The sequence below is a fragment of the Halomonas aquatica genome (genome assembly GCF_040196335.1).
GTDB classification, from domain to species: Bacteria; Pseudomonadota; Gammaproteobacteria; order Pseudomonadales; family Halomonadaceae; genus Halomonas; species Halomonas aquatica.
Genome location: NZ_JBEGCJ010000001.1, coordinates 312,450 through 332,191 on the forward strand (window position 1 = coordinate 312,450; position 19,742 = coordinate 332,191).

At 64.4% G+C, this 19,742-nt stretch carries 17 protein-coding genes; 2 read left to right on the plus strand and 15 right to left on the minus strand.

What is annotated here, in order from left to right:
• Positions 1 to 196: 196 nt before the first annotated feature.
• From ABE960_RS01370 to doeA, 12 genes are all read right to left on the minus strand, one after another.
• Positions 197 to 880: a haloacid dehalogenase type II gene (locus ABE960_RS01370; RefSeq protein ID WP_349760424.1), complete on the minus strand. Its 684-nt coding sequence runs from the start codon at positions 878 to 880 to the stop codon at positions 197 to 199.
• A gap of 81 nt (positions 881 to 961) precedes the next feature.
• Entirely contained in the window at positions 962 to 1,312 is a 351-nt protein-coding gene (locus ABE960_RS01375) for a hypothetical protein (RefSeq protein ID WP_349760425.1), read from the minus strand.
• A 27-nt stretch (positions 1,313 to 1,339) separates the two neighbouring features.
• Positions 1,340 to 2,347 (minus strand): hydroxyectoine utilization dehydratase EutB, encoded by a 1,008-nt coding sequence (gene eutB, locus ABE960_RS01380; RefSeq protein WP_349760426.1) that lies wholly within the window; start codon positions 2,345 to 2,347, stop codon positions 1,340 to 1,342.
• A gap of 95 nt (positions 2,348 to 2,442) precedes the next feature.
• The gene (locus tag ABE960_RS01385; RefSeq protein ID WP_349760427.1) at positions 2,443 to 3,870 is read right to left on the minus strand and encodes an aspartate aminotransferase family protein; all 1,428 of its coding nucleotides are present in this window, start codon (positions 3,868 to 3,870) and stop codon (positions 2,443 to 2,445) included.
• Positions 3,871 to 3,956: 86 nt separating this feature from the next.
• Positions 3,957 to 5,438, minus strand: coding sequence for an NAD-dependent succinate-semialdehyde dehydrogenase (locus ABE960_RS01390; protein WP_349760428.1), 1,482 nt, complete (start codon positions 5,436 to 5,438; stop codon positions 3,957 to 3,959).
• A gap of 205 nt (positions 5,439 to 5,643) precedes the next feature.
• Entirely contained in the window at positions 5,644 to 8,427 is a 2,784-nt protein-coding gene (locus tag ABE960_RS01395; RefSeq protein ID WP_349760429.1) for an aminotransferase class I/II-fold pyridoxal phosphate-dependent enzyme, read from the minus strand.
• A gap of 67 nt (positions 8,428 to 8,494) precedes the next feature.
• Positions 8,495 to 9,493: a C45 family autoproteolytic acyltransferase/hydrolase gene (locus ABE960_RS01400; protein WP_349760430.1), complete on the minus strand. Its 999-nt coding sequence runs from the start codon at positions 9,491 to 9,493 to the stop codon at positions 8,495 to 8,497.
• A 47-nt stretch (positions 9,494 to 9,540) separates the two neighbouring features.
• Positions 9,541 to 11,124, minus strand: a complete 1,584-nt coding sequence (locus tag ABE960_RS01405) for a biotin carboxylase (RefSeq protein WP_349760431.1) — start codon at positions 11,122 to 11,124, stop codon at positions 9,541 to 9,543.
• A 58-nt stretch (positions 11,125 to 11,182) separates the two neighbouring features.
• Complete coding sequence (locus ABE960_RS01410) at positions 11,183 to 12,052, minus strand: carbon-nitrogen hydrolase family protein (RefSeq protein WP_349760432.1); 870 nt, start codon at positions 12,050 to 12,052, stop codon at positions 11,183 to 11,185.
• A gap of 171 nt (positions 12,053 to 12,223) precedes the next feature.
• Positions 12,224 to 12,697, minus strand: coding sequence for an Lrp/AsnC family transcriptional regulator (locus ABE960_RS01415; protein ID WP_349760433.1), 474 nt, complete (start codon positions 12,695 to 12,697; stop codon positions 12,224 to 12,226).
• Between the two features lie 17 nt (positions 12,698 to 12,714).
• Positions 12,715 to 13,743 (minus strand): N(2)-acetyl-L-2,4-diaminobutanoate deacetylase DoeB, encoded by a 1,029-nt coding sequence (gene doeB / locus ABE960_RS01420; protein WP_349760434.1) that lies wholly within the window; start codon positions 13,741 to 13,743, stop codon positions 12,715 to 12,717.
• A 53-nt stretch (positions 13,744 to 13,796) separates the two neighbouring features.
• Positions 13,797 to 14,996: an ectoine hydrolase DoeA gene (gene doeA, locus ABE960_RS01425; protein WP_349760435.1), complete on the minus strand. Its 1,200-nt coding sequence runs from the start codon at positions 14,994 to 14,996 to the stop codon at positions 13,797 to 13,799.
• 262 nt (positions 14,997 to 15,258) lie between these two features.
• Between doeA and ABE960_RS01430 the strand changes: the two genes are divergently transcribed.
• On the plus strand, positions 15,259 to 16,209 hold the full coding sequence (locus ABE960_RS01430; RefSeq protein WP_349760436.1) for a 2-hydroxyacid dehydrogenase: 951 nt from the start codon (positions 15,259 to 15,261) through the stop codon (positions 16,207 to 16,209).
• A 95-nt stretch (positions 16,210 to 16,304) separates the two neighbouring features.
• Here ABE960_RS01430 and yghU read toward each other — a convergent pair whose 3' ends face one another.
• The 3 genes from yghU to ABE960_RS01445 form a co-directional block, all read right to left on the minus strand.
• Entirely contained in the window at positions 16,305 to 17,168 is an 864-nt protein-coding gene (gene yghU / locus ABE960_RS01435; protein ID WP_349760437.1) for a glutathione-dependent disulfide-bond oxidoreductase, read from the minus strand.
• An 89-nt stretch (positions 17,169 to 17,257) separates the two neighbouring features.
• A complete protein-coding gene (locus ABE960_RS01440; RefSeq protein ID WP_349760438.1) occupies positions 17,258 to 17,995 on the minus strand; it encodes an SDR family oxidoreductase in 738 nt (245 codons plus the stop codon).
• A 159-nt stretch (positions 17,996 to 18,154) separates the two neighbouring features.
• Entirely contained in the window at positions 18,155 to 18,757 is a 603-nt protein-coding gene (locus tag ABE960_RS01445; RefSeq protein WP_349760439.1) for a TetR/AcrR family transcriptional regulator, read from the minus strand.
• A 296-nt stretch (positions 18,758 to 19,053) separates the two neighbouring features.
• Between ABE960_RS01445 and ABE960_RS01450 the strand changes: the two genes are divergently transcribed.
• Positions 19,054 to 19,710, plus strand: coding sequence for a hypothetical protein (locus ABE960_RS01450; protein WP_349760440.1), 657 nt, complete (start codon positions 19,054 to 19,056; stop codon positions 19,708 to 19,710).
• Positions 19,711 to 19,742 lie beyond the last annotated feature (32 nt).

Here is a 19,742-nt window from a genome sequence, read left to right on the forward strand (position 1 = left end):
TCCTGTCCGGCCATCGCGATTGTCGTGTTGTTGCCGTTGATCTGTGATTACTCTGTCGGCGTTTTCACCTGCACCTTACAGCGATAATCTCCTCGCTCGCCTCGACATAAGACGCCCCGGCCGGAAACCGGCCAGGGCGTCTTCACGTTGGCCCGTAGAAGGGTCGGGGCGATTGGCACGGGCTCGGCCCAGCCCCTCAGACCAGTCGCTCGGCCAGGGCACCGAGGTCGGCCACCGTCATGTCCGGATCGATCCCCCAGGGGTCGAAGGGAGCATCCGGGCTGCGTCGCACCCAGGCAGCATGCAGGCCGGCATGGCGGGCGCCGATCACGTCGAAGGCATTGCTGGAGATCAGCCAGGTGTCGCCAGGCTCGCTCTCGAGCCGGTAACGCAGATGGGCGTAAACTGCCGGATCGGGCTTGAAACGCTTGATCTCATCGACGCTGACCACATCATCGAAGCGCTCGCGGATCCCGGCCTGCATCAGCAATCCCTCTACCGCCACGCGGCTGCCATTGGAGAAGGCCACGCAGCGCACCCCCGCATCCACGAGACGGTCCAGCGCAGCCGACGCCTCGGGGAAGGCCGGCAACCGCGCATAGATTTCCATCAGGTGTTCCTTGTCGGTCTCGGAGAATCGGGTCTGGAGGGCGCGATCGGTGAACTCCAGCGCCTCTCTGGTGCACTGGGAGAAGTCCACATAGGCCCCCATCAGGCTGCGGCGGAAGCTGTATTCCAGCTGCTTGTCGCGCCAGCGGCGCGAGAACTCCGGAGCCAGGTCGGAACGAACCTGTCCGGCGAGGCGCTGCTCGAGCTCGGCGACCACGCCATGGGTGTCGATCAGGGTTCCGTAGACGTCGAAGGCGAGTATCGTTGCCATGCCCCTGCTCCTTTCATCGGTGAATGCCCCAAGCCTGCGCCAGGACACTTGCCGCGACAAGTCGACCCGAGGCGAAATGGCTCAGCCGGCCACCAGTCGTGACAGGGCAAAGCCCGCGATGGCGGTATCCTGTACACCTGTGCCGGTGAGATCGCACACCGTGAGGGTATCGTCCGACAGACGCAGACGCTGGCCCTCGGCGATGACCCGACCCAGCTCATGGACCTTGAAGGGGACTTCACCGCCCTCGAACGCCTTGAGCTCGCCGTTGCCCTCGCTCTGGGCCCGGGTATCGCAGACGAAGGCGTCGGCGCGGGTCAGCACCGAGGCATCGAGCTCCCGCTTCTCCGGGCTGTCCGAACCCACGGCGGCCAGGGCATCGTGGTCGATCCCGACGGCCCGTTCGATGGCATCGCGATGGTGGAGCCGCATGGAGATCTCTGTGAAAGGGCTGAGGCGTCAGCGTCTCGCCAGGACCCGAGCCTGGTCAAGAGTCTCGAGGGACACCGCGTTGCCGGAGAGGATCAGCGCGATCTTCTGGCCTCGCACCTCGAAAGCCTGTTTCTTCAGGGCATGCTCCTGGATGGCCGCGAGCCCCACGGCGGCAGCACCTTCCACCAGCCGCTTCTCGTGCTCGAGGATCGCCACCATGGCCCGGGCGATGGCAGGCTCCGATACCTGGAAGTGATCGTCCATCACCTCGCGCACCAGGGCCAGGGTACAGCGGTTGTCACGCCCGATGCCGCCGCCCAGCGAATCCCCCAGGCTCTCGACCTCCTCTACGACCACGGGATGGCCTGCCTTGAGGCTTTCCCACATGGCCGCCCCCCTCGACAGGCTCACCCCAGTGACTCGGCAGTCGGGCCTGATCGCCTTGATCGCGGTGCCGATGCCACCCAGCAGGCCACCGCCGGATAGCCCGACGATGACGCGGTCCAGATCTGGTGCATCCTCCATCAGCTCCAGGCCGATGGTCCCCTGCCCCGCCACGACGAGGGGATCGTCGAAGGGCGGGATCAGGGTCATGCCCTGCTCGTTCACCAGTCGTTCGACCTCCTCGAAGGCCTCGTCCTGACTGGCCCCGACGCGCCTCACCTCGGCGCCCAGGGCCTCGATGGCGGCCACCTTGTTGGGTGGCACCAGGCGCGATAGGCAGATCACCGCCGGTATCCCCTGATGCGCCGCGGCATGGGCCACGGCCCGGCCATGGTTGCCGGTGGAGGCGGTCACCACCCCGGCCGCCAGGGCCTCGTGGCCGTGACGCTCGATCAAGGCGGCGATCATGTTGGTGGCGCCGCGTAGCTTGAAGGCGCCGGTGGGCTGGCAGGTCTCGAGCTTGAGCAGGATCTCGGCCTCGAAGCGCGCCGAGAGGGCCGCCGAGCGCACCAGGGGCGTGCGCACCACCTGGCCGGCGATGCGCCGACGCGCCTGATAGAGCCTCTCAAGGGTGACGCCGTGATGGTGCATCCTTTCCACCTCGCCACCGCCGGCGCCGGGGGCCGGCCCGCGCCGACGCTCAGGGGTGATGGCCTCCCGAAGGAGGCCGGGATCTCGGCAGGTCGTCAGGCGACCGTGTCCGCCATCGCCTGGATGGCGCCCTCGCGGACCAGCTCGTCAAGCACGGCATCCACGGCGCGGCGGGCTCGGGCGACGATCTCGTCGACTTCCTCGCGGGTGGTGATCAGCGGCGGCGCGAAGCCCAGGATGTCACCCTGCGGCATGGCACGGGCGATGAGGTTTTCCTGCATCGCCGCGGCGGCGATACGCGGGCCTACCTTGAGCGCCGGGTCGAAGCTCACCCGTCGGGCCGGATCGGCGGCGAATTCCAGCGCCGCCAGCATGCCCACGCCACGCACGTCGCCGACGATGGGGTGGTCACCGAAGGTGGCCTGCATCCGCTGCTGGAGATAGGCGCCGGTCTCGGCGGCGTTGCGTGTCAGACCCTCACGCTCGATGATCGCCAGATTGGCCAGCCCCGCGGCGCAGCCCAGAGCATGGCCGGAGTAGGTCCAGCCGTGACCGATCGGGCCATACTCGCCGGTGCCCTGCTCCAGAACCTTCCAGACGCGGTCGCCGACGATCACACCGGAGAGCGGCTGGTAGGCGCTGGTCAGGCCTTTGGCTACAGTGATCAGATCGGGCTTGATGCCGTAGAAGTGGCTGCCGAAGTCGGTGCCGATGCGCCCGAAACCGCAGACGACCTCGTCGGCGATCAGCAACACGTCGTACTTGGCCAGCACCGCCTGGATCTCGTCCCAGTAGCCTTCTGGCGGCGGCACGATGCCCCCGGTGCCGAGCACCGGCTCGCCGATGAAGGCGGCCACTGTGTCCGGCCCCTCGGCCAGGATCATCTCCTCGAGCCTGGTGGCGCAGTGCTTCGAGAACTCGCGCTCGGTCATGCCCTCCAGCTCTGCGGCCCGCTGGTAGTAGAACGGCGCCTCGGTGTGGCGGATGGTGTCGATGGGCAGGTCGAAGTGGTCGTGGAACGCCTTGAGGCCGGTCAGCGAGCCCGAGGCGATGCCGGACCCGTGGTAGCCGCGCATGCGCGAGATGACCTTCTTCTTCTGCGGCAGGCCGCGCACGTTGTTGTAGTAGCGCACGATCTTCAGCTGGGTCTCGTTGGCGTCCGAGCCGGACATGCCATAGTAGACCTTGGACATGCCGGGGCCGGCGAGCTCGAGGATCTTCTCGGAGAGCGCGATCTGCGGCTCGTTGGAGTGCCCCACGTAGGTGTGGTAGTAGGAGAGCTCGAGGGCCTGGCGGTAGATGGCCTCGGCCACCTCGGTGCGGCCATAGCCGATGTTGACGCAGTAAAGGCCGGCGAAGCCGTCGATGAACTCGCGGCCATCCTTGTCGACGATGTGGATGCCCTTGCCGCCCGAGATCACGCGCCCCGGCGCATCGCCATGGGCGAAATCACGCAGGTGGGTGGAGGCATGGAAGGTAACCTTGCGATCGCGCTCGATCAGGTCCCGGTGCTGCTGGCTCATCTCGTTCCCTCTTTCTCATCAGGTCTCCCCGCCGCGGCGGGGAGGTGGTACATCGGTTCGTCGGCAGGCTGGAGCGCTCCGCGAGCCTAGCTCCCGGATACGGAGCCCAAGGCACCCAGGCAGTAGTACTTGGTCTCCAGATATTCGTCGATGCCGGTCACCCCACCCTCGCGACCGAGGCCGGAGTGCTTCACACCTCCGAAGGGCACCGGGGGGCCGGTCATCTTCACCGAGTTCACCGACACCATGCCGAACTCCAGTGCCCGCAAAAGCTTCCAGATGCGGCGGATGTCGTGGGTGTAGATATAGGCCGCCAGGCCATACTCGGTGTCATTGGCCATCTCGATGACCTGGTCGTCGTCCGCATAGGCTGTGATCCCCGCCACCGGAGCGAAGCTCTCCTCATGCCAGATCTTCATGTCATGGGTCACGCCCGTTAGCAGCACCGGCATGAAGAAGTTCTCCCCCGGGGCCTGGGTCTGATCGCCGGCCAGCAGGGTAGCGCCCTTGGAGATGGCGTCATCGACGATGGCCGCGGCCTTCTCCACCGCCTGGCGGTGAATCAGCGGCCCCAGGTCGACCTCGCTCTCCAGGCCGTTGCCCACGGTCAGGGCCGCCATGCGCTCGGCGAAGTACTCGACGAACTCGTCATGGATCGACTCGTGAACCAGGATGCGGTCGGCAGCCAGGCAGTCCTGCCCGGCGGTCTGAAACTTGGCCGCCACCGCAGCGAAGGCCGCTTCCTTGGGGTCCATGTCCGGCCCGACGATGAAGGGTGCGTTGCCCCCCAGTTCCAGCGAGACGCGCTTCACGGTGTTGGCGCACTGCTCCAGCAGCAATCGGCCGACACGGGTGGAGCCGGTGAAGGAGAGCGCCTTGACGCGATCCTCGGCACACAGGATCCGCGACACCTCGGGCGGATCACCCAGCACCACGTTGAACACCCCGGCCGGGATGCCGGCACGCTCGGCCAGCTCCGCCAGTGCCAACGCCGAGAACGGGGTCTCGCCGGCGGGCTTGACGATCACCGTGCAGCCAGCCGCCATGGCGGCGGCGGCCTTGCGGGTGATCATCGCCAGCGGGAAGTTCCAGGGCGTGATCAGGGCGGCGATCCCTACCGGCTCCTTGATGGTGCCCAGGGCAGCATTGGGGATATGGCTCGGGATGGTCTCGCCGAAGGTGCGCTTGCCTTCCTCGGCAAACCAGCGCACGAAGCTGGCCCCGTACTCCACCTCTCCGCGGGCGTCGGGCAGCGGCTTGCCCTGCTCGAGGGTCATGATCAGGGCCAAGTCCTCGCGGTTGGCCTGCAGGAGGTCATACCAGGCGAGCAGGCGCTCGTAGCGTTCATCGGCACGCAGGGCGCGCCAATGCACGAAGGCAGCCTCGGCGGCATCCACGGCCTCGGAGATCTGGTGGGCTTCCAGCCAGGGGATATGTCCCAGCTTCTCGCCGGTGGCCGGGTCGAAAACGGCCTCCTCGCGGCCGCCTTCGCCGTGGGTCCACTTTCCGTCCACATAGGCATACTGACGGAACAGACGCGGATCGCTGAGCTTGTTGGATAATGTCATGCTGTACCTCCCCTGACGCGCCGGCAGACTCACGGCCGGCGTGGATAAAAACGGGCGAGCCGCCTGTTCGTGAAGCTCCAGGGCGGCTCGATGGGTACAGGATAAGGGGTCTGGCGGGGCGAGACTTTTCGTTAGCCTCGTATAACGGCACAGGATTTTTTGTCCTGTGCCGAGATCGTGCGCTTTTTTCTGTTGGGCCCGGGGTTCAGCCGAGCGGCGGGTCGCTGAGGGCCTCCTCGGTGAAGACCAGCAGGCCAAGCTCAGGCCGATAGCCGTGGATTTCGGTCACGTCCAGTGCCTGGAGGAAGTAGAGGATCTCCTCGCTGACCACCTGTCCGGGCACCAGCACCGGGAAACCCGGCGGATAGGGAATCACGAAACTCGCCGAGACCACGTCGCGCCCGTTGCGCATCTGCGCCTGTAGTTCCCCATTATCGAAACGCAGGTACTCGGTGTTCTCCTCGTCGTAGCTGAGGAAGTAGGCACGACGGATATCCCCCTCCGGGGTATTGCCACCGGGCGCGGGGCGGAAGGCATCGTGGAAGCGGCTGAAGTCCGGCAACGGCGGCAGCTCCTTGGTCAGGGAGTGAACACGATTCTCGATGATCTTGCGCTCGGGTCGGCTGCTCTCCTCCCAACGGTACTCGAACTCCTTGGCCAGCTTGATCAGCACGTCGAGCAGGTAGGCGATGGCGCCGCGCGAGGTGCCGATGTTGGTCATGAACAGCACGGTATTGCGCGAGGTCTTGTTGATCTGGATACCGTACTTGTTCATCAGGTATTCATTCTTGAAGGTATCGCCATCGATGCCGGTCGCGCCGATGGCGATGGTGATGCGGCAGGGGTCAACGACGAACTCATCATTGGCCCAGGCCTCCTCCATCTTGTTCCAGCCGGTGACCGGATCGTAGAAGGTCTCCACCCCCGACTCACGGAAATCCAGCGGCACCATGTCCTTGTTGACCAGCACCCGGAAGTACTTCTTCAAAAGCGGGTGGGTATAGAGCTGCTCACGTAGTGACAGCGCTGTCTCGACCTGAGCATGGACCAGCTCGAAGCCCTCCATCTCGGCCTGCATGCGCCCCACATCCAACGAGGCGATGATCTGGTAGTTCGGCGAGGTCGAGGTGTGTGTCATGTAGGCTTCGTGGAAGGGTGCCTCGACCTTCTGGCGATAATCCTGATCCCAGACATGGATCATCGAGCCCTGGCGCAGTGAGGTCAGGGTCTTGTGGGTGGAGTGGGTAGCATAGGCCCGGATGCGGACCGCGTCGGGGTCGGGCATCAGGCGCCGGTCGAGCCAGGTGGCATCGTCGTCGGGGTCGAGTGTCTCGAACTCTGCCTTCCAGGCGTCATACTCCTCACGGTAGGACTCGCTGCGGTAGCGGTCACGCAGCGTCCTGGCGGCATGCATGGCGGTACGCGGTCGGTAGGTCGGGTTGAAGCCGGCGAAGGCAAACCAGGCCTCGTCCCACAGGAAGACCAGGTCGGGCTTAATCGCCAGGCACTCCTCCATCACACGCCGCACGTTGTAGACCACCCCGTCGAAGGTGCAGTTGGTGAGCAGCAGCATCTTGACCTTGTGCAGCTGGCCGGAGCGCTTGTACTCGAGCAGCGTCTTCTTGATCTCCTTGAGCGGCACGGCGCCGTACATGGAGTAGTCGTCCAGCGGATAGGAATCCAGGTAGCTGACATGGGCGCCGGCCAGCACCATGCCGTAGTGGTGCGACTTGTGGCAGTCGCGGTCGATCAGCACGATGTCACGGGGCTTGACCAGCGCCTGTACCACGATCTTGTTGGCCGTGGAGGTGCCGTTGGTGACGAAGAAGGTCTGGCGCGCCCCGAAGGCCCGGGCGGCGTACTCCTGGGCCTTCTTGATCGGCCCGTATGGCTGCAACAGTGAATCCAGCCCACCGGAGGTGGCCGAAGTCTCGGCGAGGAAGATGTTGATGCCGTAGAAGTCGATCATCTGCCCAGCCCAGTGGGAGCGGGTGATGGACTTGCCCCGGGAGATGGGCATGGCATGGAAGACCCCGGTGGGCTTCTTGCTGTACTCGCGCAGGGCATCGAAGAAGGGCGTGCGGTAGCGGTTGTCGATGGCCCGCATGATGGTGTGGTGCTGCTCGATGTAGTCCGTCTCGCGGTAGAAGATGCGATTGAAGTGACGGATGTCGCGACTGGCCGTGGCCTCCACGTCGCCACTGGTGACCAGGAACTGGTCGATCTCGGGCCGCAGCTCGTGGATCATCGAGCTGAGCAGGATGCTGCGCTCGGCCTCTGACTGGTACTCCAGAGACTGCTCGGAGAGCCCCTCGAGGTAGCTGCGCAGGGCGCTGAGATTGTACTTGGACTTGTAGGGAAACTCGTAGCGAATCAGGCAGGCCTGGATGTTGGGGTTGACCAGCACCGCGATCAGCGCGTCCTCGAAGCTGCGTACCGTGACCACGTCATAGACGAAGCGGTCTTCAGGACGACGCATGTTGTGGAAGGCCTCGCGAACCACCTCCTCCTCGGGGGCCGAGAGGTTATCGACGATCAGCAGCTCGAAGTAAGGCTGGGCCGAACTGTTGGAGGCCGGATGGCCACGACGGAGCTGGTTCAGTGCATCCAGGGTCTCCAGATCCTCGGCGTCGGCATCGTTCTCGCTCAAATCGACATGGCGACGCCGGTAGGACTCGCTGATCAGCGCCCGTACCAGGCGCTTGACCACCTTCTCCAGAAGCCCGTATTCCTCGCGATTGAACAGCGACCAGAGGTGGCGGAAGTCTTCCTTGGAGGGAAAGGCATGATAGTCCTCGATGATCTCGAGGCGGGTGAGCTTGACGTCGATGGCCTTGACCAGATTCTTGGCGCGGCTCGCGTCATTCAGGCGAATCAGGTGGCCCAGGTCGCGCTTGAGCGCGTTCCAGGTGTCGGCACGCAACTGGGAGATCTTGTGGTAGAAGCCCAGGGCGGTATAGGGCGTCTCGGTTTGACTCGTCTCTGGCATGGAAACACCCATCCGTGTTCGTTATTTTATGAAATGCATCTCATGAAATGCATAGGCCGTCCCGAGTTCAGCCAACATGCAGTCCCCGCGTGCCATAGCGCACGGTGATCCGCTCCTCGGGAAAGTCGTCAAAGGTCAGGTCAAGTTTCAGGCCGGGCCAGTGGAATTCTGCCTGTCCCGAAGCGGGACGATAGACCGCGGTATAGATGGTACCCAGCCCCCGCCGGTAATCATGGCGGAACAATGGTGGTGCCGAGAAGGCGGTGATCAACCGCTCCTCGGTGGTGGCCTCGTCGTCGACCAGGATCGATAGCTGACGCTCGCGAATCAGCGTCTCCGAGGCCAGGGCATGGGCATACCACTCGATCTTCTTCTGGTGATTGGTCGCCACCGGCACACGCCGGATGCTGGCACGACGATCCGGGCCGATCATCGCCGTCACGTAGCGACCCGCGGCATCGGCTACGGTGATGTTGTAGGCCATGTGGGTGGGAATCCGGGCGAGCACCTCGGACGCCTCGGGCACGGTGTCGCAGAACTCCAGAATGTAGCGCAGGATGATCGGCGCACCGAAGCCCTGGCCCACCGTCTTGCGTCCGCCGAAGGCAAGCGACACGGTGAGTCCACGGTCGTTCATGCCATCCAGCACGCCCCACAGGCAGTCGGTCATGGCGATCACCCGCCGCTCGTTCCAGTGGGTGTAGAGGATGGTCCCCTCGCACAGCTCGGGGGGATAGTCATAGTTGCGCGCCAGCACCGTCGACGCGGGACTAGCCAGCACCGCCTGGGAGCAGCCGGTGATGTAGGCCGGCGGCTGGTAGAGGCTCAAGAATCGCGCGGCCAGATCGCTGCCACCTGCCAGCTGGCAAAGGGTGCGGTAGGTATCGAGAAGCTCCGGCATGTGCTTGCGCAGGGCGTTATAGCAGGCGAGATACCCCGGCCGCTCACGCTCTCCCTCGCTGAGGTACCACTGTTCGTAGGCCGGCCAGTGGTACTCGAACAACGCCTGCCAACGGGGGCCTGCCGTTTCCTCGCGCACGGTCCGGAAATCGAGCATCTTGTCCATATCGGCCGGAGGCACCTCCCGGGGCGAAGGGTATTCGATCGCTGTATTCACAGGATCTTGAAGTTGCCGCCGCCGACGGCATGGCTGACGGCCACCTTCTCCACCACCGGATCCTGGAGGGACTGACCAGCATACTGGCCACGGATGCCCTCGATCCACGCCTTGGCGCGCTCGTTGAGCTGAAAGTCGTCATCCATCAGTCGTCCGCGGGTGATCAGGATGCCAAGATCGGCACCCTCGTAGCGAAAGTCACCGGCCCCGCTGATGCGCAGGAAGAAGCCTTCGCTTTCATCCTCGGCAGCATGGGGGTGATAGTTGTAGTGGTGGTAGCCAATGCTGCCGTCTCCCGCCATCTTCCAGACCCCTGTACGCGGTGCCTCGGTCAGCAGGTCGACGCTCTCGTCGGTGTGCTTGATCACCAGCTGGCTCCAGCTGTCGACACTCTCCGGATGCGCCCAGCGCTCATTGATCTCGTTGATATCGAGATCGAAATCGACGTCGGAGAACTCCAGCAGGTGGAACAGGAACAGCGGGATGTCTGAGTGGGCGAAGGCCGCCACGTTGGTCAGCGAGCTGGCCCCGGTGACACGCGGATTGAGTTCGCCCAGATAGACCTCGCCGTTGTCCATGTCGATCAGGAAGTCGAGCTCGAAGTAGCCGCGATAGCCCTCCTCGCGCAACGCCTCGCCGAACTGGAAGGTGTACTCGCGGGCCTTGTCGCGGACCGACTGGTCGAAGGCGCCGGCGAACATCTCGTTGCCGCACCAGCCACCCTTGTAGGGGGTCAGCGTCTTGAAGCCTACCAGCTCGGTCATCAGCGGGCCGACCACGGTGCCACAGCGGGTCGCACAGGCCTCGATGGCCGAGCCGCGGCAGTTGATGCGCTTCATGATCTTGACCTCGGACTCGGCCTCGATCTCCTCGGCATGCTTGTAGTAGTCGTCTTCATTGGAGATGAAGAAGGTGGTGTGGCCGGAATCGCCGAAGGCAGTCTGAACCACCAGGTCGTCGCCCAGCTCCTTGCTCACCTCGCACAGCTCCTGGTAGCTGCCCACCTTGGCCAGCACGTTGGGCACGCTGGGCACGCCAGCCTTGTTGCCGATGCGCACGGTCTCGATCTTGTTGTCCATGCGCGAACGCAGCTTGGCCGGAGGGAACGCCACCTTGAGGCCGAGTTGCTCGCAGACTTCCTCGGTGTGCTCATCGAACATCAGGAAGGCGGCAGTGCCGCCATTCTCACCGTCGGTTCGAGACTGGATGAAGTCGATGACTTCCTTGTGCTCGAGGAGGTAGTTGTTGATGTCCTCGATGCTCTCGAAGTCGCGGGGAAACTTCTCCTTCGGAACGAAGACGTTGCGCTGCTGGCCCTCGAAGCAATCGATATAGTTGATGTGGCGGAAGTTGCCCACCCAATCGCCGATCCCCAGCAGGTTGAAGTTGGTAGCCGAGATGAAGTAGATCGGCTCCTTATTATTAAGGAAGTGGCGGCGTACATCGGCAATGGTTGTTATTTTGCTCATCGTGGTCACTCCATCGGATACGGGAGAGGCGCCGGGCGCCGTCTGCGGGGAAATGTCTGCAATCGGTTGGCCAAGCAGGCGGCGCAGCAGTCGAGTCAGGTACTCCAGCATGAGGTCTCCTGTCCTTTGTAAGTTTCTTCTCTTCTATGCACCGCCCGCAGACGAGGGGTCAATATTCTTCAACGTCGGCACGTACCGGCTTGGCCAACGGACCCAGGGTGTCGAGGAAAGGAGTTGAGCCGGTCTCGCTCCGGTACAGCGAAAAATCCACCTTGCGGTCGCGGAAGCTCTTCAGCGGCTGGCCCAGGCCACGCAGCCCCGCCTCGCGTTCACGACGCACTCTCGTCATGTCGATCTCGATCGGCATGATCTCCTCGCCGATACCCGCCTGGTGAATGACGTCGCCGGAGGGCCCTACCACGATGGAACGACCGTTGCCCAAGGCCCCGGCACCGTTGATGTCGAAGAAGTAGCACTGGTTGATCGCGGCATTGGTGCGCGCCATGGACAGTTCGATGTCGCGGTCGATGGTGTCGGTCATGGTCGGGTGCAGGATCACCTCGGCGCCCATGGCGGCCAGGGTGCGGGTGGTCTCGGGGAACCACATGTCGTAGCAGATCGAGACCCCGAAGCGACCGACATTGGGGACGTCAAAGACCACGAACTCGGTGCCGCTCTCGACCCCTATCTCATAGGGACGGAAAGGGAACAGCTTGCGGAAACGGTTGACCACCTGCCCGTGGGGGTTGATCACCGAGAGGGTGTTGTAGATGCCGTCCTCGGCCTGCTCGAACATCGAGCCGGGAATCAGCCAGATGCGATGCTGCTCGGCAATCCGGCAGAACAGCGCCTCAGCGTCGCTGGGCATCGGTTGGGCATGGTGAGTCGAGGCCCCCATGGGCATCAGCTCACTGAACAGGACCATCTGCACCTGGGGAAAACGGCTCATCAGCACGTCGATCCGGTGGCGCATGGCCTCGGTGTTGTCACCATGGTGGTGGGCGTGCATCTGCACCCCAGCAATCGTGAAATAGGACATTGGATCTCTCTGCGTCAGGCGATCTTGAGGACTTCCGGGGCAGTATCGAACTCGAACCGGCACCATCGAAAGCATGCCGGGTGGATCGCCCGGCCGGGTGAACTCTGGCTCACCCTCATGCTACCAGCTTATGCCATATGAGGCGGGGGGACTTCAACGTTGAAATTGCATTCAGGCGACGTCGACAGGGGAAAACCCCGGAGCGGGACGCTTCACCGTCTTGGTGACGATGTAGGTGAAGTAGCGCTCGATTCCGGCCTCCCCGGTCAGCCAGGCATCCATAAGGCGCTGGTAGGCATCGATGGACTCGGTCTCGAACTTGATCAGATAGTCTACGCCACCACCGACGGCCACGCACTCGGTGACTTCAGGGGTGGCGTGGACCAGAGCCTCGAAGCGGGCAAAGCTCTCGGCATTGTGTGCCTTGAGCTCGATCTGCACCCATACCGGCGTTTGCTTGACGAGAACCTCGGCATTGATGCGCGCCGCGTAGCCTTCGATGATGCCGGCCTTCTCGAGCCGCCGCACCCGCTCCCAGCAGGGACTGACCGAGAGGTTGATCGCCTCGGCCAGCTTCGACTTGGTGATGCGTCCATCGCGGGACAAAATCTCGAGGATCTTCAGATCATAACGATCGAGCTTCATGCGTTTCTCTGTGCTGTTCAGCCGAGCGAATCGACGATCTCGGCAATCACCGCAATGGTATCACCCATGTTGACCTGTGCCGGAAAACGCCGGGCAGCGAGGATCCCGCTGCGCTCGGCGAAGTACTCCACCGGGGGCGTGCCGCTGCGGGTCATGTCATAGACGCGGGCGATCACTTGCCCTTCCTGCACCGTGTCGCCCAGGGCCAGGGTCAGCTCCAGCAGGCCCGAATGCTCGCTCTGCACATAGCAACTGGCATCGGGCATGTCCAGGAAGACCTGGGGCTCGGCGGGCATCTCCACACGACCCTCGATCAGACCAAACTGGATCAGGAAGTTGCGCACGCCACGCTCGGTGATCTCAAGGCTATCCGGGGTGGAGGTGCCACCGCCGCCCAGCTCGGTGGCAACGAAGACCTTGCCCTGTGCCTCCACCGCGGTATCGAACAGCGCCGCCGCGTCGAGCTCGAACATCATCATGGCGTAGGGAGCCCCGAAGGCCTTGGCTCCCTCCAGCGCCTGACGCTGTTGGTCGGCATTCTCCAGCACGTGGGAGGCGCCGAACGGAATGATGTCCAGAGTGCGGCCGCCGGAATGCAGATCGAGAACCACATCGCACATCGGCACCATCACCCGGGTGAAGTAGTCGGCGATCTTCTCGGTCACGGTGCCGTCCGGATCACCGGGAAAGCTGCGGTTGAGATTGCCGCCGTCCATCGGCGAGGTTCGCCTGCCGACCATCGCCGCCGGCACGTTCATCATCGGCACGATGATCACCCGGCCATTCACGTCTTCCGCCTTGAGGGAGCTGGTCAGCTTCATCAGCGCGGTGATGCCCTCGTACTCGTCACCATGGTTGCCGCCGGTCAACAGTGCGGTCGGGCCATCGCCGTTCTTGACCACCGTGACAGGGATCATCACCGCCCCCCAGGCAGAGTCGTCATTGGAGATCGGCAGCTTGAGAAACCCGTGCTGTACGCCGTCGGCATCGAAGTCGACGGTGGCGGAAATCGGACTGGGCCGCTTTTGGCCGGGTCGCGTACTCATGTAGTGTTCTCCTTGTCTTGTACGAGCGTCTTGGCGGGCGTCTCGCGGCTGCCTCAGCACACGAACAGCTGACGGGGGAAATCGGCCAGCGTCTCGCAGCCGGTCTCGGTGATCAGGATGCTCTCGGTTATTTCCAGGCCCCAGTTTTCCTCCCACAGGCCGGGCATGAAGTGGAAGGTCATGCCCGGCCGCAGGATAGTCTCGTCCGAGGGGCGCAGGCTCATGGTGCGCTCGCCCCAGTCCGGGGGGTAGCTGATGCCGATGGGGTAACCACAACGGGCCCCGCCGCGGTCGAAACCATACTTGTCCATCGCCGAGCCCAGTGCCATGGCGATATCCGCGGTTCGGTTGCCTGGCTTTGCCACCGCCAGGCCATTCTCGATGCCCTCGAGCAGCGCCGATTCGGCACGCACAAACTCCTGCGGCGGCTTGCCCAGGAATACGGTCCGCGACATGGGGGCATGGTAGCGCTTGAAGACACCGGCGATCTCGAAGAAGGTGCCCTCGCCTTCGCGGAACGGCGTGTCGTCCCAGGTCAGGTGCGGGGCGGCGGCATCGGAGCCGGTGGGCAGCATGGGCACGATGGCGGGATAGTCGCCTCCATAGATCTTGCCCTGATCATCGCGCCAGCCCTCGATGCCGACCCGGTAGATCTCGGAGACCAGCTTGCTCTTGGGCAGCCCCGGCTCGATCACCTCCAGTATCCGCGTATGCATGCCCTCGACGATCTTCGCCGCCACGCGCATGTACTCGATCTCCTGGGGCGACTTGATGGCACGACACCAGTTGACCAGGGCGTTGGCATCCATGAAGCGTGCATGGGGCAGCTCGCTCAGCAGGCACTGGTAGGCCTTGGCCGAGAAGTAGTAGTTGTCCATCTCCATCCCCACGACGCCTTCGTGCCAGCCTCGGTCGGGCAAGATGGTCTGAGCGAGATAGTCCATGGGATGCATGTCCGGATTCTGGACGTAGTAATCCGGGTAGTAGGTGATGTTGTCCGGGTCGATCCAGCAGGTGCGCAGTGCACCATTGGCATCCATTCGCCGGCCGTACCACACCGGCTCCCCCTCCAGGCCGACCAGCACACACTGGTGCACGTAGAAGGACCAGCCGTCATAGCCGGTCAACCAGGCCATGTTGGAGGGATCGCTGACGATCAGCACGTCGATGCCACGGCTGGCCATCTCGGCGCGCACCTTCCACAGGCGGGTCGCATATTCTTCACGAGTGAAGGGAAGGGAAACCTGAATCATGAAGCCACTCGCCATCGCATCATCAAGAAATCGGCCCTCTCTGCTCTGCGTCGAGAAGGCCGGGCCGGGGTGCCGCATCACTGTCGAAGGCTGTTCTGGTCATGGGCCAGGCTGTCGCTCCGGACAATCAATCGATTACCTTGGGGGGGAAGGTTACTGCCACCCCATGGTGGGCGGTCAAGCATTTCCTCGGAGAAGTCACGCTTGTTCATGGCCGTCACCGCTCCCATGATGGGGACAGACACAAGGCGAGGAAGGCAGCATGAAGGTTCTGCTCCATATCGACGACGCCGAGCAGTGGCGAGAAGCCCTGGCCGAGCGGCTGCCCGAGGCCGAGGTCATCACCAGCGCCGCACCGGCCGAGCAGCGTCGCAAGGCGGACTACCTCGCCGCGTGGAAACCCTCCGCCGAGTTGCTGGGTGAGCCCGTGGGGCTCAAGGGCATCATCAACCTGGGTGCCGGGGTCGATGCCCTGCTGGGGAACCCGGGACTCCCCGAGGGGGTGCCCATCGTCAAGCTGCGCGATGCGGGCATGGCAGAGCTGATCGGTGACTATGTCCGCTACAGCATCCTGCACTTCCAGCGCGATTTCGACCGCTATCGCCGCCAGCAGGCTCGCCGCGACTGGCATGAACATGCCGTGACCGACAAGGCTGACTGGCCGGTGGGGGTGCTGGGGCTTGGCGCCATCGGCGCCAGAGTGGCGGCCATGGTGGCCGCAGATGGCTTCCCGGTGCATGGCTGGAGCCGCTCGCCCAAGTCGCTACCGACCATCACCTGTCACCATGGCGACAAGGGGCTGATCGAACTGCTCGGCCGGGTGAAGAGCCTGGTCCTGCTGCTGCCGGACACTCCATCGACGCACCATGTCATCGATGCCGCCGCTCTGGCGAGGCTTCCCGAGGGGGCCAGCCTGATCAACCCGGGCCGCGGCACCCTGATCGACGAGGCCGCGCTGCTCGAGGCGCTGGATCACGGCAGCGACCTTGGAGGAGAGACGCAGGGCCGCCTGCGCGGCGCCATCCTCGACGCCTTCCCGGTGGAGCCGCTGCCCCAGGACAGCCGGCTCTGGTCGCATCCGCGGGTCTGGATCACGCCCCACATGGCGGGGCCCACACCGCTGGGTGAAGCGATCGACCAGGTGGCGGAGGCACTGCGCGCCCTGGAGGCGGGGAAGCCGATCGATACCGTCGATCCAGAGGCCGGTTATTGACCGGGCTGACAACCCTGTCCTTATAACGAAGCAAGGGCACACCGGAAAACCGTGTGCCCTTCCTCTTTTACCAGGGTGCCCCGCAGGCGGTACCGCTATGCCTTGTCTTCGGTGCGAGTCTCGAAGTCGCTGGCCGCGTGACGCTCGTGCAGCTGCTCCGAGGCCTCCCCCCAGGTACGGTTGACCATGCGCCCCCGCTTGACCGCCGGCCGCTCGGCGATGGCTCTCGCCCAGCGCTGCAGGTGTGGGTACTCGTCGACGGACAGGAATTCCCCGGCATCGTAGAGCCGGCCCTGGGCCAGGACTCCGTACCAGGGATAGATGGCGATATCCGCAATGGTGTACTCGTCACCGGCGATGTACTCGCGTTCGGCCAGGGTGCGATCCAGCACGTCGAGCTGGCGCTTGGCCTCCATGGTGAAGCGGTTGATCGGGTATTCGAGCTTCTCCGGGGCGTAGGCGTAGAAGTGGCCGAAGCCGCCACCGATATAGGGAGCCGACCCCATCTGCCAGAACAGCCAGTTCAGGGTCTCGGTACGCGCCCCGAGGTCCTGTGGCAGGAAGGCGCCGAACTTCTCGGCCAGGTAGAGTAGAATCGAGCCGGACTCGAACACCCGCTGCGGCGCGTCGCCGCCGTGATCCACCAGCGCGGGGATCTTGGAGTTGGGGTTGGCCTCGACGAAGCCGCTGGAGAACTGGTCCCCCTCGCCGATCCTGATCAGCCAGGCATCGTATTCTGCTTCCTGGTGGCCCAGCGCCAGCAGTTCCTCCAGCAGGATCGTCACCTTGACGCCGTTGGGCGTGGCCAGCGAGTAGAGCTGCAGCGGTTGCTGGCCGATGGGCAGACTCTGGTAGTGGGTGGCCCCGGACACCGGGCGGTTGATGCTGGCGAACTTGCCACCGCTCTCGCCTTCCCAGGTCCATACCCTGGGGGGCTGATACTGCGTCTTGTCCGTCATGATCGTTCCTCGCTGTCGTGTCGATGACATGGCCTGCCCCGGCGGCGACCCGCCGGGGACCTGCCCGCCGCACTCGGCGGACGAGGGGCTTACAGCGGCTGTTTGGTCGGCCGGATGATCAGCTCGTTGACGTCGACGTCGGCCGGCTGCTCGATGGCGTAGACGATCGCCCGGGCGATGGCATCGGCATCGATGGCCATCTCGTAGAGCTCGTTAACGCCCTTGGCGGTATCCGGGTCGCTGATGGTGGAGGTGAGCTCGGTCGCCACCGCCCCCGGCGAGATGTTGGTGGAGCGAATCTCCTCGCCCCCCTCCTGGCGAATGCCCTCGGACAGCGCCTTGACCGCGTACTTGGTGGCGCAGTAGACGGCGGCGGAGGGGAACACCACGTGGCCCGCCACGGAGGAGAGGTTGATGATGTGGCCGGCATGCTGCTCGCGCATGGTCGGCAGCACCGCGGCGATGCCGTAGAGCACGCCCTTGATGTTGACGTCGATCATCTGCTCCCACTCGTCGACCTTGAGCTGGTCGAGCGGCGACAGCGGCATCAGGCCGGCGTTGTTGATCAGTACGTCGATGCGGCCGTAGGCCTCCTTGGCGGCCTGCGCTAGCGCCTCGACCTGATCGCGCTCGGTCACGTCGGTGACGTGGTAGATCGCCTCGCCGCCCTGCTCGACGATGGCGTCACGCAGGGCCTGCAGGCGCTCCTCGCGGCGTGCGCCGAGCACTAGCTTGGCTCCGGCCTTCGCCAGGCGGTGGGCGGTGGCTTCGCCGAGGCCGCTGCTGGCCCCGGTAATGATCACGACCTTGCCGTTGATCTCGGACATGGAAACGTCTCCTGTGAGGGTAATCGTTGGAATGACCCCGAGCGGTCCGGCCGGGGTCGTGGGAATATCGGGCCGTCGAGCCAGGCTCGCGCCGCGTATCGTGTATAGACCAGTCTACTAGTGACGGGACGCAATACGTTGTCAGGGAGGTAACGTGAGTCACGTCACCGCTGGAACCTCGCGTGACAGCATGTGACGGAACAGGACCTGCTCGAAGGACTCCATAGGCGCCAACGACTTGGTCGTCTTGGCGCGCAGCATGGCGCCCTGCCAGCCGGTCAGGATGAAGCCGGCAAGGACCTCGGTATCGAGGTCTTCCGACACCTCGCCGGCGGCCCTCGCCTCCTCGAGGCAGGCCACCAGCCGACGCTCCCAGCGGCGGAACACCTGGTCGAGGCGAGCGCGGAACACCTCGCTGCGCGACGACAGCTCCTGCCCCAGGTTGCCGATCAGGCAGCCGCGGGCGTGGTCGCAGGAGAGCATGTCGGCCCTGCCCGCGTCGAAATAGCGCCGCAGGCGACCCAGGGGCGTCAGTTCCGGGTCGTGGAAGATGGCCGCCAGCCGGTCATCGTACTGCTCGGCGAAGGCATCGATCACGGCCAGGCCGAAATCCTCCTTGCTCGAGAAGTAGTGATAGAAGGAGCCCTTGGGGACCCCTGCCCTGCTCAGCACCGCGTTGATGCCGGTGGCGTTGAAGCCCTGCTCGGCAATCAGCTCGGCGCCGATCTGGATCAGCTTGTCACGGGTGGCTTGCGTCTTCATGCTGGAAAGAATAGACCAGTCGTCTATCTGCGTCAAACTCGACCGAGGCTCGGTTCTGCAGGGCGGCAAACTGCTTCAACCAGGCCGGGGCACCGGGGCCGTGATCTCGGCATGGTCATCGGCGACCAGCAACACTACTGGCCATGGGGGTCTCCTCGCTGGCGTGACGGCGACGGACACGCCACTCTTGGCGGAACGCCTGGCAGCGAGGAGAGGCCGCCATGGCTCACTCCCGGGAACCCTGCGGCCCGCCAGGACTCTCACCCCTGCCCGAGAGAAGGCCATGGAGGCCCGTCATGCCATCACTGCCACGCCGTTGCACCGCCCTCCTGCTGCTACTGCTGCTGGCGACCGGCAGCGCCCTCGCCATGGAACCGAGCCCCTTCGACGCCCGCTACCGCCTCGAGGTCAAGGGCTGGCCGAATGCCACCATCGAGCACCGACTGTCCCGCGACGGGAAACAGTGGATTAGCGAGATGAGCGCCGACATCGGGGTGGCCCGGGGCAGCGAGCGGAGCCGCTTCCTCGCCGGCCAAGCCATCCGCTCGCTGCACTACGCCAGCGGCTACACCCTGATGGGATTCGGCAAGGAATACGAGCTGGACCACGAGGCTCTGGCTCGATTACCCGACCGTCAGACCGCCCTGATCGATCTATCCCGACGCGCCGCTGCGGCAGACTGCGCGCACCCCTGCCGACTGCGCTATCTCGACCACCGCGGTCGCGAGAAGCTGATCGAGTACCGGGTGCTCTTGCGCGACACACTCTCGTTACCACCCGGTAACTTCGAGGCCGTCAGGGTAGAGGCCAGTGAGCCGGACGAGCCCGGTCGCAAGATGACCTTCAGCTTTCACCCCGGCGTGCCAGGCCTGCTGCTCGCCATGGAGTACCACCGCGATGGCAAGCGTCGAAGCCGCCTGACCCTGATCGAACTCGCCCTGGGCCCGCGCTGAGCGCGCTTCCTCCCCGAAGGGAAATTGACTAG

What these genes read in the sequence shown, in the direction of transcription:
- ABE960_RS01370 (WP_349760424.1), bottom strand. Translation starts at nt 880, where the DNA reads ATGGCAACGATACTCGCCTTCGACGTCTACGGAACCCTGATCGACACC.
- ABE960_RS01375 (WP_349760425.1), bottom strand. Translation starts at nt 1,312, where the DNA reads ATGCGGCTCCACCATCGCGATGCCATCGAACGGGCCGTCGGGATCGAC.
- eutB (WP_349760426.1), bottom strand. Translation starts at nt 2,347, where the DNA reads ATGCACCATCACGGCGTCACCCTTGAGAGGCTCTATCAGGCGCGTCGG.
- ABE960_RS01385 (WP_349760427.1), bottom strand. Translation starts at nt 3,870, where the DNA reads ATGAGCCAGCAGCACCGGGACCTGATCGAGCGCGATCGCAAGGTTACC.
- ABE960_RS01390 (WP_349760428.1), bottom strand. Translation starts at nt 5,438, where the DNA reads ATGACATTATCCAACAAGCTCAGCGATCCGCGTCTGTTCCGTCAGTAT.
- ABE960_RS01395 (WP_349760429.1), bottom strand. Translation starts at nt 8,427, where the DNA reads ATGCCAGAGACGAGTCAAACCGAGACGCCCTATACCGCCCTGGGCTTC.
- ABE960_RS01400 (WP_349760430.1), bottom strand. Translation starts at nt 9,493, where the DNA reads ATGGACAAGATGCTCGATTTCCGGACCGTGCGCGAGGAAACGGCAGGC.
- ABE960_RS01405 (WP_349760431.1), bottom strand. Translation starts at nt 11,124, where the DNA reads ATGCTGGAGTACCTGACTCGACTGCTGCGCCGCCTGCTTGGCCAACCG.
- ABE960_RS01410 (WP_349760432.1), bottom strand. Translation starts at nt 12,052, where the DNA reads ATGTCCTATTTCACGATTGCTGGGGTGCAGATGCACGCCCACCACCAT.
- ABE960_RS01415 (WP_349760433.1), bottom strand. Translation starts at nt 12,697, where the DNA reads ATGAAGCTCGATCGTTATGATCTGAAGATCCTCGAGATTTTGTCCCGC.
- doeB (WP_349760434.1), bottom strand. Translation starts at nt 13,743, where the DNA reads ATGAGTACGCGACCCGGCCAAAAGCGGCCCAGTCCGATTTCCGCCACC.
- doeA (WP_349760435.1), bottom strand. Translation starts at nt 14,996, where the DNA reads ATGATTCAGGTTTCCCTTCCCTTCACTCGTGAAGAATATGCGACCCGC.
- ABE960_RS01430 (WP_349760436.1), top strand. Translation starts at nt 15,259, where the DNA reads ATGAAGGTTCTGCTCCATATCGACGACGCCGAGCAGTGGCGAGAAGCC.
- yghU (WP_349760437.1), bottom strand. Translation starts at nt 17,168, where the DNA reads ATGACGGACAAGACGCAGTATCAGCCCCCCAGGGTATGGACCTGGGAA.
- ABE960_RS01440 (WP_349760438.1), bottom strand. Translation starts at nt 17,995, where the DNA reads ATGTCCGAGATCAACGGCAAGGTCGTGATCATTACCGGGGCCAGCAGC.
- ABE960_RS01445 (WP_349760439.1), bottom strand. Translation starts at nt 18,757, where the DNA reads ATGAAGACGCAAGCCACCCGTGACAAGCTGATCCAGATCGGCGCCGAG.
- ABE960_RS01450 (WP_349760440.1), top strand. Translation starts at nt 19,054, where the DNA reads ATGCCATCACTGCCACGCCGTTGCACCGCCCTCCTGCTGCTACTGCTG.